Origin of the sequence: Burkholderia sp. MS455, assembly GCF_016899445.1 — a bacterium.
GTDB classification, from domain to species: domain Bacteria; phylum Pseudomonadota; class Gammaproteobacteria; order Burkholderiales; family Burkholderiaceae; genus Burkholderia; species Burkholderia pyrrocinia_C.
On the sequence record NZ_CP041778.1, the window covers coordinates 1,284,981 to 1,298,287 of the forward strand.

12 protein-coding genes and 1 pseudogene are annotated in these 13,307 nt (G+C 67.6%); 3 read left to right on the forward strand and 10 right to left on the reverse strand.

Going from position 1 to position 13,307, the window contains the following annotated elements; all coding sequences use genetic code 11:
- Positions 1-50 precede the first annotated feature (50 nt).
- Positions 51-1,151 (reverse strand): ABC transporter substrate-binding protein, encoded by a 1,101-nt coding sequence (locus tag FPJ27_RS10385; protein WP_072436674.1) that lies wholly within the window; start codon positions 1,149-1,151, stop codon positions 51-53.
- Between the two features lie 218 nt (positions 1,152-1,369).
- A pseudogene (locus FPJ27_RS10390) lies at positions 1,370-1,558 on the reverse strand (PLP-dependent aminotransferase family protein); the annotation flags it as partial.
- A 104-nt stretch (positions 1,559-1,662) separates the two neighbouring features.
- On the opposite strand from FPJ27_RS10390, the gene FPJ27_RS10395 reads away from it, so the two are divergent.
- From FPJ27_RS10395 to FPJ27_RS10405, 3 genes are all read left to right on the forward strand, one after another.
- Positions 1,663-2,334, forward strand: a complete 672-nt coding sequence (locus FPJ27_RS10395; RefSeq protein WP_047903423.1) for a response regulator — start codon at positions 1,663-1,665, stop codon at positions 2,332-2,334.
- A 79-nt stretch (positions 2,335-2,413) separates the two neighbouring features.
- Positions 2,414-3,832: a sensor histidine kinase gene (locus FPJ27_RS10400; protein WP_204422819.1), complete on the forward strand. Its 1,419-nt coding sequence runs from the start codon at positions 2,414-2,416 to the stop codon at positions 3,830-3,832.
- A gap of 176 nt (positions 3,833-4,008) precedes the next feature.
- Positions 4,009-4,518 (forward strand): hypothetical protein, encoded by a 510-nt coding sequence (locus FPJ27_RS10405; RefSeq protein ID WP_072436677.1) that lies wholly within the window; start codon positions 4,009-4,011, stop codon positions 4,516-4,518.
- A gap of 389 nt (positions 4,519-4,907) precedes the next feature.
- Here the strand turns inward: FPJ27_RS10405 and FPJ27_RS10410 are convergent, their stop codons facing one another.
- The 8 genes from FPJ27_RS10410 to FPJ27_RS10445 form a co-directional block, all read right to left on the reverse strand.
- Entirely contained in the window at positions 4,908-5,774 is an 867-nt protein-coding gene (locus tag FPJ27_RS10410; protein ID WP_204422820.1) for an MOSC N-terminal beta barrel domain-containing protein, read from the reverse strand.
- A 93-nt stretch (positions 5,775-5,867) separates the two neighbouring features.
- Positions 5,868-6,821: an ABC transporter substrate-binding protein gene (locus FPJ27_RS10415; RefSeq protein ID WP_204422821.1), complete on the reverse strand. Its 954-nt coding sequence runs from the start codon at positions 6,819-6,821 to the stop codon at positions 5,868-5,870.
- Positions 6,822-6,858: 37 nt separating this feature from the next.
- Entirely contained in the window at positions 6,859-8,040 is a 1,182-nt protein-coding gene (locus tag FPJ27_RS10420) for a cytochrome c (RefSeq protein ID WP_204422822.1), read from the reverse strand.
- Between the two features lie 50 nt (positions 8,041-8,090).
- Positions 8,091-8,918 carry an ABC transporter ATP-binding protein gene (locus FPJ27_RS10425; RefSeq protein WP_204422823.1) on the reverse strand — a complete coding sequence of 276 codons (828 nt, stop codon included), beginning with the start codon at positions 8,916-8,918 and terminating at the stop codon, positions 8,091-8,093.
- Entirely contained in the window at positions 8,912-10,009 is a 1,098-nt protein-coding gene (locus tag FPJ27_RS10430) for an ABC transporter permease subunit (RefSeq protein ID WP_072436915.1), read from the reverse strand. Before FPJ27_RS10430 ends, FPJ27_RS10425 begins: the two co-directional genes overlap by 7 nt.
- Positions 10,010-10,013: 4 nt before the next feature.
- Positions 10,014-11,048 (reverse strand): ABC transporter substrate-binding protein, encoded by a 1,035-nt coding sequence (locus FPJ27_RS10435; protein WP_204422824.1) that lies wholly within the window; start codon positions 11,046-11,048, stop codon positions 10,014-10,016.
- Between the two features lie 33 nt (positions 11,049-11,081).
- Entirely contained in the window at positions 11,082-11,921 is an 840-nt protein-coding gene (locus FPJ27_RS10440; RefSeq protein ID WP_072436683.1) for a class II aldolase/adducin family protein, read from the reverse strand.
- Between the two features lie 20 nt (positions 11,922-11,941).
- On the reverse strand, positions 11,942-13,027 hold the full coding sequence (locus FPJ27_RS10445) for an LLM class flavin-dependent oxidoreductase (RefSeq protein ID WP_204422825.1): 1,086 nt from the start codon (positions 13,025-13,027) through the stop codon (positions 11,942-11,944).
- Between the last annotated feature and the right edge of the window lie 280 nt (positions 13,028-13,307).

Below are 13,307 nucleotides of genomic sequence, written 5' to 3' on the forward strand. Positions count from 1 at the left end.
GGGAAGGGGCCGCCCGCGCGATGCGCGGCGGGCGGCCGGCAGTCAGCGGATCAGCGCTTGATCGCCTGCTGCCATTGCTTCAGGAAGGCAAGGCGCTTCGACTGGTCGAGATAGACGAGCAGGCCGGTGCCGATCTGGATCGGCTTCAGCGAATCGCCGAGCTCCTTCGTCAGGCTCGCGGCCGACGTTTCGCCCGTGACGTCCGTGCGGATCGCATACAGGTTCGCCTGGTCCGCGATCAACGTCTGGCCGCGCTTCGACAGCAGGTAGTCGACCCACAGCTTCGCGGCGTTCGGGTTCTTGGACTTCTTCGAGATCGTCGCGAGGCGGCTTACGATCTGCGTGTAGTCCTTCGGAAACACGTAGCCGATCGACTTGTCCTTCTTCGCTTTCGCGTACGCGTACGAACCGATGATGTTGTAGCCGACCAGGTTTTCGCCCGACGAGATCCGCTCCATCATCGCGCCCGTGCTCGACTGCAGCTTCGGGCCGGTCGCGCCGATCGCCTTCACGAGCTCCCACGTGACCTTCTCGTTCAGGTGCGCGTCCTGCGTCAGCGCGTTGAAGCCGACGCCCGATTTCTCGACGTCGTAGGTCGTGACCTTGCCCTTGAACTTGTCGGGTTGCGACGTGAGCAGCTTGATCAGGTCGGCGCGCGTTTTCGGCACTTCGTTTTCGGGAATCAGGCGCTTGTTGTAGACGATCGCGAGCGGCTCGAACGTCGTGCCGTAAGCCTGTTTCTGGTATTGCGCCCACTGCGGCACGTTCGCGCTTTCGGGCGAATCGTAGGACGCCATCAGGCCGTCGTTGACGAGCTTGACCTGCAGGTCCATCGCCGAACTCCAGAGCACGTCGGCGCTGGTACTGCTCGCCGCGTTCTCGCTGATGTAGCGGTTGTACAGCTCGGTGCTGTTCATGTCGTTGTACTCGACCTTCACGCCGTACAGGCTTTCGAAGTCCTTGATCAGCGGACGCACGAGGCCCGTGTCGGTCGTCGAGTAGACGATCAGCTTGCCTTCCTTCTTCGCGGCGTCGATCACGCCCTGGTAGTTACCCTGATACCCGGCCGGAACCTGCGCGACGGCGCTGCCGGCGGCAGTGCCCAGGACGATCGCCAGCGCGGCGGCGAGGTGCTTCGGTGCAAACGGCATGTCTTCCTCCAGTTACCCATAGATGTTGTTCGAGTGACGCGGATGTTAATTGCGGGGCACTTTCAGCCTGCTTTCATTCCGGTTCACAATCGCGTCGTTTGTGTCATGGATTTCCCGAGGTCGAAACGACGGAGGCCGCGGTTTTCGCGGCGCGCGGGGTGGTTTGAAAAGGGAAGGCAGCGGGGTGCCGCCGGACGCGGCAACGATGGCAAAGGCGGCTATGCGGGTTGCGCCAGCAGCTTTGCGAGGATCCGGCCGCCATGCCGCGCGTGCGCGGCCGTCAGTGCCGAATACCCGACGACGACGCCCGCTTCGCACTCGGCGCTTCGGCAGAAACCGCGGATCGTCTGCAACGCGATGCCGGCCGCGTGGGCCTGCGCGACGTACGATGCGTGGTCCATCCCAGGCGCTGCGGGTTCGCAGGGGCGGCGCAACAGGTGTTTCCGCGAGGCGTCGACATGGAAAGGATCATGTAATGTAGCGGCCTGTCGCTGACCTTACCGGAATCCCCATGCGTGTGCTGCTCGTCGAAGACAATCCGAACCTGGCCCAGTCGCTGAACGACGCGCTGAGCGCCGCGCGCTTCGCGGTCGATCACATGGCGGATGGGGAGGCTGCGGACCACGTGCTGCGCACGCAGGATTACGCGCTGGTGATCCTCGATCTGGGGCTGCCGAAGCTCGACGGGCTGGAGGTGCTGCGGCGGTTGCGTGCGCGGCGCAATCCGGTGCCGGTGCTGATTCTCACCGCGCACGGATCGGTCGAGGACCGCGTGAAGGGGCTCGATCTCGGCGCCGACGACTATCTCGCGAAGCCGTTCGAGCTGACCGAACTGGAGGCGCGCGCCCGCGCGCTGATCCGGCGCAGCCTCGGCCACGAGCACTCGCGCGTCGAATGCGGGCCGCTTTCGTATGACAGTATCGACCGCAGCTTCCACCTCGCGGGCGAACCGCTGTCGCTCACGCCGCGCGAGCGCTCGGTGCTCGAGGTGCTGATCCTGCGCAACGGCCGCGCGATCAACAAGGAAACGCTGTCGGAGAAGATCTTCGGGCTCGACGAGTCGGTCAACGCCGACGCGATCGAGATCTACGTGTACCGGCTGCGGAAGAAGCTCGAGAACACGGGCGTCGCGATCGTCACGCTGCGCGGATTGGGTTACCTGCTCGAAGCGAAGGCCGTATGAGCGACTGCCCCCACGCTCACGTTTGTTCGCCGCCCTCCAAGGGGGTGCACGGCTTCCTTGGGGCGGCCCGGCGGGAGCCATGGTGACCCGCCCGAACCTGCGCACGCAGGTTGCGCTGTGGCTGCTGCTGCCGCTGCTCGGCCTGCTCGCGCTCGACTCGTGGCTCACGTACCAGCGCGCGATGAGCGCCGCGCACGTCGCGTTCGACCGCACGCTGTCGTCGTCGCTGAAGTCGATCCGCGAAGGCGTGCGGCTCAACGACGGCGAGATCGAGGTCGACCTGCCGTATCTCGCGCTCGAAATGCTCGAATCGAGCGACGGCGGCAAGATCTACTACCTGATCCGCGAGGACAACGGCCGCACGATCACCGGCTACCCGGACCTGCCGCTGCCGCAGGGGCGCGACGCGGGCGACGGCGCGCTGTTCGTCACGCGCTACTACGACGTCGTCTATCGCGGCGAGCAGTTGCGGATGGCGGCGCTGCGCATACCGGTGCACGACGTGCCGACCGCGCAGTCGCGCATCGTGTGGGTGATGGTCGGCGAAACGATCGAGGCGCGCCAGGCGCTCGCCCGCGAGATCCTGGTGGGCTCGCTGCTGCAGGAAGGGCTGCTCGTCGTGCTCGCGCTCGGGATCGTGTGGCTCGGCGTCGGGCGCGGGCTGCGGCCGCTGAACCGGCTGTCGGCGACGGTCGCCGCGCGCAGCGAGGACGACCCGACGCCGCTCGACACCGGCGCGATGCCGAGCGAGCTTGCGCCGCTCGTCGAGTCGATCAACCAGTACATCGGCCGCACGCAGCGGATGCAAGTCGCGCGGCGCCGCTTCTTCGCGGACGCGGCCCATCAACTGAAGACACCGCTCGCGGCCGTGCAGGCTGGCGTCGAGCTCGCGCTGCGGCCCGACGAGCAGCCGCGTGTGACCGGGCACCTGCGGCGCGCGAACGGCGCGGTGCGGCAGGCCGCGAAGATCGTGCAGCAACTGCTGTCGCTGTCGCGGCTCGATTCGGACAGCGGCCATGCGGTCGCGCACAAGCCGGTCGCGCTGCACCGGCTCGCCCGCAGCGTGACGCTCGACTGGTCGCCCGTCGCACGCTCGCGTGACATCGATCTCGGCTTCGAGCACGAGGCCGATATCGACGTGCACGGGCAGTTCGACCTGCTTGGCGAGATGATCGGCAACCTGATCGACAACGCGATCCGTTACGCGGGCGACCGCGCGGTGATTACGGTGCGCGTATCGCGCGATGACGAGCACGCGCGGCTCGACGTCATCGACAACGGGCCGGGTATTCCGGCGGACGAGCGCGACGCGGTATTCGAGCGCTTCCATCGCGGCAGCAAGACGCAGACGGTCGAAGGGACGGGGCTCGGGCTGTCGATCGTGCGCGAGATCGCGCGTGTGCATCAGGGCAGGGTGGCGCTGGGCGATGCGCCCGGGGGCGGGTTGGTCGTGACGGTGTGGCTGCCGGTGGCGCTCGATGCAGAGCTGCAGAAATAGGAATAATTAAATCGACAATTCCGATTATTTTAATGTCGTCGTAACACGCTGCTATTTTTGACAGCTACAAAAGCGGAATCTTTATACCTACGATAAATTGGCCGTCTAATGCGCGGCCTCGTCTTGATGATTTAGGGGTGAATCGAAATTTCAGATTATTGAAAGGGAGCCACATCATGGCTACAGCACTCGATGAAGATGTCCTGCCGGAAATTGTTGTCGTGAAATTCAAGGTAAGCGGAGGGCAGGTCACGTCCGGGAACGGAAAGGCACCGCTCATCACCTTCGCCGCTGCTTTCAATACAGAAGGCGTGCAAGCCTCACTGCCGGAGGGCAGCGGCTCCGTGCAAGGTCCGGGTTTGGTGGTCTGGAGCCAACGGCCAGCACCGACAAAAATCGCGATTCGCGGGAATTACTGGAATTTTCCGTCAAAGGAAGGCGGGGGGCACAGCAATCTGGTGCGGACCTTCTGGATGCACTTGCACGGTTACATTGGATTGGTTTCCGTCGCCAACTGGCATGGCATTCCGCCGGCGCCATTCCCGTTGCTGGATTTGAGCTCGGTTACACCGCGGAATTCGAAAACCGGAACGGCGAACTATACGATCTATCTCGATCCGAAAATTCCGGATGAAACGATCACGGTGAGCGATGCAGTACTCACCGAATTGGAGATTCAAAAATAAATGATCGATATTATTTATGAATAAAGCATCAACTGAATTTCAGGGTTGAATCATTTCGTCCCGGTGACGCATTGCGGAAAATTACCGCGTGCGTCACATTTTAAATCGATGGCTGGCCCCGCCATACTGCGGCACAGGGGGCAGCACACCGATGCCGCGGGCCCGTCGACGACGATCGCGCCCCGGCCCGCCACGCACCGGAACGTACCGGCAGAGGGTTCCCGACGGGCGCGGCACGTCGAGCGATCCCCAAAAGGTCTTTGGCCCCGAGCCGTCGTAGACGACGTGCACGCTTTCGCCCTTGGTCAGGCACTTTGTCGATGGCGAGCGGTAGGCTCGATCTGCCGGCGCGTGTGCACGCAGGCCCGGTAGTCTGCATGGCAGGTCTATCAGTCGCCGAAGCCGATTTCCGCGTCGAGTGCCTGCCCGATTTCCAGGAAACTGCCCGCGCCGCGCACGACGATCGCATTGATGCCGAACGTCAACTCGCCGTTGAAGTTCGGGTTCGCGCGATAGGTCTGCATCGTGTCGGTCGGTTCGTGCGGCCATGCGGGATCGGGCGCGCCGGTGACCTGGTCGATCGTCGGCATCGGGCAGCGCGTGCACGGCTTCACGAGGCGCAGCCGCACCGGCGTCGCGCCGTCGGTGTCGAGGTGTTCGACGAAATCCTCTTCGTATGCATCGAGATCCGACACGACGATGTTCGGGCGGAAGCGGTTCATCGGGATCGCCGGCGCGCCTTTCGCGGCGAGCCGCGCGTTCAGGTCGTCGAGCGACGACTGGCCGATCACGAGCAGCGGATAACCGTCCGCGAACTGCGTGTGCGTATCGATCTCGCCGGTCCATTTGCGGTTGCAGCCGCGGCGTGCGTCAGGCCCGAAGCGCGCGAGCTTCGTGGGCGTGCCGAGGAATTCGGTGAGCCATGCGGCCGTTTCGGCGCCCGTGTCGATCGCATCGACCGTGTCGCGCCAGACGGTCGCGGCCATTTTCGGCGTGGCGGGCGTCACGTCGCCGTCGAGCGGCGTGCGGATCTCGCGCATGCCCGGTGCGTTCAGCACGAGTGCATCGCTGTCGAGTGCGGTGCGGATCAGCGCGAGGCGCGGGTGCGTGCGCTGCGTGATCATCTGCCCGTCGGGATCGGTGATCAGCCAGTGGCGATCGTATGCGAGGCCCGTTTCGAGCAGTTGCGCACGCGGCAGCGCGATGCCGGCGCAGGATTTGATCGGGTAGACGAAAAGTTCGCTGATGGCTGGCATGGCGCTGGCTTCGAATGACGTGGAGGATCAAAGCGCGATTGTGCCAGATCGTGCCGACGCCGTTCGGGCGGTTGCGTACCGCCGGGCGGCCGGTCATGCGAGCGGGAAACCCGCGTCGAAGGTCGTGCGCACGTCGAGCGGCTGGCGCAGCAGCCCGGCCTTCAGATAGAAGTCGGCCGTGCGCTGCTGTTCGGCGATCACCGTCGCATCGATCGGCAGCCAGCGCGTGTTGCGGCGCTCGAACTGCAGCTTCGCGGCTGCCGGTGGAATGCCGATGATGCGTGCGAGCGCCGCGGAATACGCGTCGACATGCCGGTACGACCATGCCTGGGCGCGCACGACACGCCGCAGGAAATCGTGCAGCACGTCGCGCTTCGACGCGATCGCGGCGTCGGTCGCCGCAAGATAGCTGAGGCCCGACCACAGCCCGCGGCCGTTGACGAGCACGCGCGCTCGGCCGCTCGTTTCGGCGAGCGCCGTGTAAGGTTCCCACGTCGCCCATGCGTCGATCGATCCGGTTGCGAGCGCAAGCATCGTGTCGGCCGGCGGCAGGAAGCGGAACGACACGGCATCGGGCGGCAGGCCGGCCGCGTCGAGCGCCTTCAACGTGACGAAATGGCCGATCGAGCCGCGTGTGGTGCCGATGCGCTTGCCCTTCAGGTCGGCCGCGCCTTTCAGCGCCACGTCGGGCCGCACGAGCACGGCCGTGCCGTATGGATCGGAGCGGTTCGCGCCGATCACCTTGATGCGTGCGCCCGACGCGAGCGCGAAGATCACCGGCGCATCGCCGATCGGCCCGCAATCGACGGCGGCCGCGTTCAGTGCTTCGGCGAGCGGCGCGGCGGCCGGGAACTCGGTCCATGCGATGTCGTACGCGAGGCCGTTCAGTTCGCCGGCCGCTTCGAGCAGCGCGCGCAGCCCGCCTTTCTGGTCGCCGGCGCGCAGCAGCGGCCGTGCGCCCGATTGCGCGCGCAGCGCGGCTGGGGCCGCGGCGATCGTGGCGAGGGCGCTCGTCTGGGCGAGGAAATGGCGTCGGGTCGGATTCATCGTGAAGTTCGGTCGATCGAAAGAGAGGTTCGGGAAATCAGTGCGGGAGCCCGGCCTGCACGTCGCGTACGGGTTCCGCGTCGACGCGCAGCAGCAGCGCGGTCAGCGGGTCGCCGTTCGCGGCGGCCGCGGCCGGCCGCGCAGCGGCATCGGAACGACACAGCAGGTCGGCATCCGACCAGCCGGCGCTGCCCGGCAGCGCGCGTGCCCGCAGCCAGCCGCGCCGGTCGGCAAGCAGTTGCGTGCCGCCGAGCGCGTCGGGTGCGACGCCGGCAATCGTCGCGAACGCGAGCCATGCATCGGGCGTCGCCGCAACGCAGTTCGCACGTGTGCCAGATGCCGGCGGCACGGCCGCGCCGAGTGCGGTGACGAGCAAGGTTTGCCAGCGCGCGTCTTCCGGCGGCGGCACGACGCCCGGCGCGAGCGCGACGATCCGCACGCGCTGGCCGTCGCGCCAGCGATCGAGCGATTGGGGCGCGGCGCTGCCGCAACGCACGTCGAGCGCCGGCAGCGGGACGGGCACGGGCCACGCGCCTTCGGCCTGCGCGCCGCTGCCTGCAGAGAGCGCTTTCAGGTAGTCGAGCACGGCCCACGTGTCCTGCGGGCCGAGCGTCGCGGCGAAGCCGGGCATCGTCGGTGCGCCGTGTTCGTCGTGCGTGCCGTGGCGCACGCGCCAGAACAGTTCGCCGTCGAGGCGACGGGCGAGCAGCGAGCCGGCAAAGGTCGGCGGCCAGTGCGCGAGCGTGGCCGCGAGCGGGCCTTCGCCACGGCCGTCCGCGCCGTGGCAGGCCGCGCAGTGTTGCGCATACAGATGCGCGCCGCGCATCACGTTCGTCACCGAAAACGGCGCGGGATCGCGCTGGAAACTCGTCGGCACGGCGGGCGCGAGCCACAGCGACGACGGCGGCCACGGTGCGAACCATGCAACGGCGAGCGCGGCGATCGCGGATGCGAAGCGCCGTTTGCGCGAAGCGAGCGCGACGCAGGCGAGCACGACGGCCAGCGCCGTCGCCGTACAGGCGAACGCGAGTTGTCGCGTGAGTCCCGCGTCGATGCGCAGCGTCTCGAGCGCGATCCGGTGTGTCCACGGCCATGCGGCCTGACCGTCGGCGTCGCCGGTCAGGCCGAGTGCGTGCAGCACGCGCGCCAACGCGACTTGCGCGCGATACAGCAGTTGCAGGAATGCGAGCGCCCAGTCGGAGAACGGCGGCGTGTTCATCCGCCGCGTTCCCGCCGCGCGGCGGCCAAGCGTCGAACGGCACCCTGCATCTACCAGCTCGCATCCAGCCCGAGATGCCGCAGCGCATCGTGGCGCAGTTCGGCGAGGCGCGGGTCGCCGCGATGGCGCGGGTAGGGCAGGTCGACGTGTAATTCGGCGACGATCCGTGCCGGACGCGGCCCGAACACGATCACGCGCTGCGCGAGAAACAGCGCTTCCTCGACATCGTGCGTGACGAGCAGCGCGGAGAACCCGTCACGTTGCCACAGCGCGGTCAGCTCGGCCTGCATCGTGAGCCGCGTCAGCGAATCGAGCTTGCCGAGCGGCTCGTCGAGAATCAGCAGGCGCGGATCGTTGACGAGCGCACGGGCGAGCGCGACGCGTTGCGCCATCCCGCCGGACAGTTGATGCGGAAATACGTTCGAGAATTCCTGCAGCTCGACGCGTGCGAGCGCATCGTCGACGCGATGCTGCGCGACACGCGCCACGCCGCGCGCTTCGAGGCCGAGCGCGACGTTCGCACGCACGCGTCGCCACGGGTACAGCGTCGGGTCCTGGAACACGACGATGCGTGACGGATCGGGGCGCTCGATCGGTACGCCGTCCTGCGCGATCGTGCCTTGCCGTGCGGCGTCGAGGCCCGCGACGAGGCGCAGCAGCGTCGATTTCCCGCAGCCGCTCGGGCCGAGCAGCGCGACGAATTCGCCGGCCGCGACCGACAGCGTGACGTCGTCGAGCACCGGCAGCGGGCCGCCGGGGCCGTCGAACGCATGGCTCACGCGGCGGATGTCGATGCGCGCGCCGCGCGGCGCCGTGATGGTCGACGAAGCGGCGGGAGAAGCGGAAACGGACGGTTCGAGTACGGCGGCGCTTACCATTTGACGGTTCCTTTCTGCCACGCGAGCATGCGGTCGCGCACCGCGAACAGCAGCGCGATCAGCCCGGAAAACAGCAGCGCCATCACGATCAGCGCCGCATACATGTTCACGTACGATGCCCAGCCCTGTGCCCAGCTCAGGTACCAGCCGAGCCCCGACTTGACGCCCATCATCTCGGCGACGACCAGCACCGTGAACGACGCGCTCAGCCCCATGAAGATGCCGACGAACACGTGCGGCAGCGCGGCCGGAATCGCGACGCGCAGCACCAGGAAGCGCGCGTTCGCGCCGAGCGTGCGCGCGACGTCGTAATACTGCTTGTTGACGCTCGCGACGCCCGACCACGTCAGCACGGCGACCGGGAAGCCGGTCGACAGCGCGATCAGGAACGCGGCGGCCGAATAGCTCGACGGGAAGAAGTAGAACGTGAGCGGCAGCAGCGCGGTGGCCGGCACGGGGCCGAGCACGCGCAGCACCGGATGCACCCAGTAGCCGATCCGGCGCGACCAGCCGATCGATACGCCGACGGCAAAGCCGACCGCGACGCCGTACGCAAACCCGAGCGCGAGCAGCTTCAGCGTGTTGCCGGCGCTGCCGAGCAGGCGCGGCCAGTCGTCGACATACACCTCGATCAGCGCCTGCGGCGGCGCGAAGAACGGTGTCGGCAGCCAGCCGGTTTTCGCGGTGACGATTTCCCATGCGGCGAGCACGAGCGGCAGCGCGACGAGCCATGGTCCGGCCGGACGCACGCGCGCGAGCCGCGTGCGCGTCGCGGGAACGAAATGGCCGAGCGTCGCGACGACGAGCAGCAACGCGGCGATCGTCCATGCCGCCGTGCCGAACGTGTCCGTGTATGCCCAGTCGGTGAAGCCGACGACGCGGTTCGGCCACAGTTGCGTGAGCGCGCCGAGCGCGGCCCACGCGAACGCGGCGACGATGCCGGTCGGCCAGGTGCGTGCGCGGCGGGCGGCGGCCGCCAGCGTGGCTTCGCAGGCCGGGCAGGCGATGCGGGCGGACGCAGTGGAGGCAGCGGCGCCGCCGGCCGGTACCGATGCAGCGCGCGCGGCGGAAGCGGGTTCGATCGTCGACATCGCGTCACCCCAGCACGTTCGCATAGACCTGCTGCGCGAAGCGCTGCGGGTCCGTGCTTTTCTTCAGCACGCTGATGCGGCGGAAATCGTCCGCATAGAACGCGATTTCCTGCTGCAGGTCGACGTTGGTCGGGTGATGCGTGTAGGTGAGCGTCGCGTACAGCTTGCGCAGGTCGTCGGGGCTGATCTTCGGCGAATACTTCGCGAACACCTTCGCCGCTTCGTTCGGGTTGTCGTGCGTGTATTCGGTCGCCTGCACGATCGAACGCGCGAGCGCGGCCGCGGCCGGCCGGTCGTTGCGCACGAGATCGCCGCGCGCGCCGATCACGCAGCACACCTTGCGCGCGTATTCGCCGGACAGGTTGGTCGCGAGTTCCGTATACGCGCCGTTGCTGCGCTTCTCGAGCAGGAAGAGATTCGGGTCGCCGTCGGCGATCGCGTGGATCTCGCCCTTGTCGACCGCGACGCCGAGCAGGTCGGCCGGATACTGCCGCCACGTGATGTCGCGTTCGGGATCGATGCCGTTCTTCGCGAGCAGGATCGAGAAGAAATGCTTGCCGGGCGCGGCGAGATCGCTGACGCCGACCGTCTTGCCCTTCAGCGCCTGCAGCGTCGTGACGCCGGCCGCCTTCGCGCCGACCAGCCGCACGCAGCCGCCGTGCGAGCTGCCGATGATCTTCACGTCGAAGCCGGCTTCGAGCGGTTTAAGCCAGCGATGGATCATCCCGACCGCCGCGTCGGCCTTGCCGGTCGCGATCGATTCGAGCAACTGGTCGGTCGACCCGCTGTAGTTGATCAGGTCGACCTTCAGGCCGTTCTTCTCGAAGAAACCGCGCTCCTGCGCGACGACGATCGGCGTCAGGCAGAACGCGTTCTGGTTCCACGCGAACGTGAGCTTCTTCAGCGGCGGCGCGGACCAGGCCTTGCGGCCGAGCGTGATCGCCGGCGCGGCGAGCGCGGCGGCGCCGGCCGCGCGCAGCAGCCGGCGGCGTTTGTCGTCGTGCGCGATGGCCGGCGCGGGTGCGGTGGATCGGGTCATGGTGGTCTGGTCTCCGGTCTTGCGGAAAGGCGCTCAGTCGAGCAGGTCGGGTTCGTCGGCGACGACGCGCGCGAACAGGCTGTCGAACGCATGCAGTGCGCCTTCGGGGCCGCCGATCTGGCTATGCGTGTGGCGCGCGGTCGCGTGATCGATCGGCTGCGGCGTGCCGGCCGCTTCGGCCAGCAACTGCGTGTGCGCGGCGTTGTCGAGCGCGATGTACCACCACGCGGCGGCCTCGACCGTTGGGCCGGCCGTCAGTATTCCGTGGTTCTTCAGGATCACGCCCTTGTGCGTGCTGCCGTCCGGTTTTGAAAGCGCGTGCGCGATCCGCGCGCCTTCGCTCGTGTCGACGACCATCCCCGTGAAGTCGTCGAACAGCGCGTGATCCTCGTAGAACACGCACGCGTCCTGCGTCAGCGGATCGAGCGGGCGGCCGAGCGTCGACCACGCCTTGCCGTAGGTCGAATGCGTGTGCGCGGCGGCGACGACGTGCGGATGGGCTTCGTGGATCGCCGCATGGATCGCGAACGCGGCCTTGTTCAGCGGCCGCGTGCCGATCGCGGTTTCGCCCTGCGCGTTGACGAGCAGCAGGTCGGACACCTTGATCTGCGAGAAATGCACGCCGAGCGGATTCACCCAGAAATGGTCGGGCAACTCCGGATCGCGCGCGGTGATGTGGCCGGCGAGCCCCGACGCGAAACCGTAGCGCGCAAACAGGCGGAATGCGGCCGCGAGCCGTTCCTGCCGGTGGCGGCGTTCGGCGGCGACGTCGATGCGCGGTGCGGGCGGGTCGAACCAGAAATGCTGGCGCGGCGCTTCGGCGAGCACGAGTCCCGAGGCGGTACGGACGGGCGTGGCGAGGACGGCTGACATGGCGTGCGGCTCCGTTGGCGTCATGCGGCGCGGCGCGCCGCGTCGCGTTCCGCGACAGCGCTGCGCACGCGCGGAATCAGTTCGCGGCCGTAGTCGATCGCGTCTTCGAGCGGATCGAAGCCGCGGATCAGGAACGTCGTCACGCCGAGGTCGTAGTAGTCGAGCAGTGCATCGGCGACCTGTTCGGGCGTGCCGACGAGCGCCGTCGAATTCGAGCGCGCGCCGGTGAGCTTCGCGATCTCGGTCCACAGCCGCTTGTCGACGCGCGAGCCGCGTTCGGCCGCGGCGAGCAGGCGGCGCGCGCCTTCGCTCTGCTGCGGGCCGCCGGCGCCGAGGCCGGCCGCTTCGCGTAGCCGCCGCGTTTCGTCGAGGATGCGATGCGCGCGCGCCCACGCTTCGTCCTCGGTCGCGGCGAGGATCGGGCGGAACGATACGGAGAAACGTACCTGCCGGCCGTGCCGAGCGGCTTCGGCGCGCACGCGCGCTGTCAGGTCGCGCACCTGGTCGAGCGATTCGCCCCACAGCGCGTAGACGTCCGCGTGCTTGCCGGCCACCGCGAGCGCGGCTTCCGATGCGCCGCCGAAGTAGATCGGTACGTGCGGCTGCTGGAACGGCTTCACTTCCGAAAAACCCTGCTTGAACCGATAGTGCGCGCCGTCGTGATCGAACGGCTGTGCCTCGGTCCAGATCCGCCGCAGGATGCCGAGGTATTCGTCGGTACGCGCATAACGCGCGTCGTGGTCGAGGAAATCGCCGTCGCGCTGCTGCTCGCTGTCCGAGCCGCCGGAGATGAAGTGCACGGCGAGCCGGCCGCGGCTGAACTGGTCGAGCGTCGCGATCTGCCGCGCGGCAAGCGTCGGCGCGGTGAAGCCCGGGCGATGCGCGAGCATGAAGTGGATGCGCTCGGTCGCGGCTGCCGCGAACGCGATCGTCAGCGTCGCCGACGGGCCGGTCGAGTGATGCGGCACGAGGATCCGGTCGAAGCCGGCCGTTTCATGGGCGCGCGCAAAGTCGCGCACATAGTCGGGATCGACCACGGGGCCGGACGGCGGGTGGATTTCCGACTGCTTCTGGCTCTGGATCATGCCGATGAATTCGACGCTCATCTGGGTCTCCGGTGCAGGGATGGCCCGGCGCACGGCCGGGCAGGAATGGAGCGCAGGTTAACGCCGCGATCATGCGGAATGGAAATAATCAATCCCGATTTGAATATCAGATTTGCATGGTTTGGGTGGCTGAGCGTTGCGCATACGCTGTGGGCTCACGAACGATCGGGCGGGTGCGCGTTCAACACCGTTCAACGTCGCCGACTTCACGCGGAACCGAGCCGCGTGACGATCGATCACCGCTATTGCGGCTTTTGTCGCGGTGGCCGCCTTTGTGTCG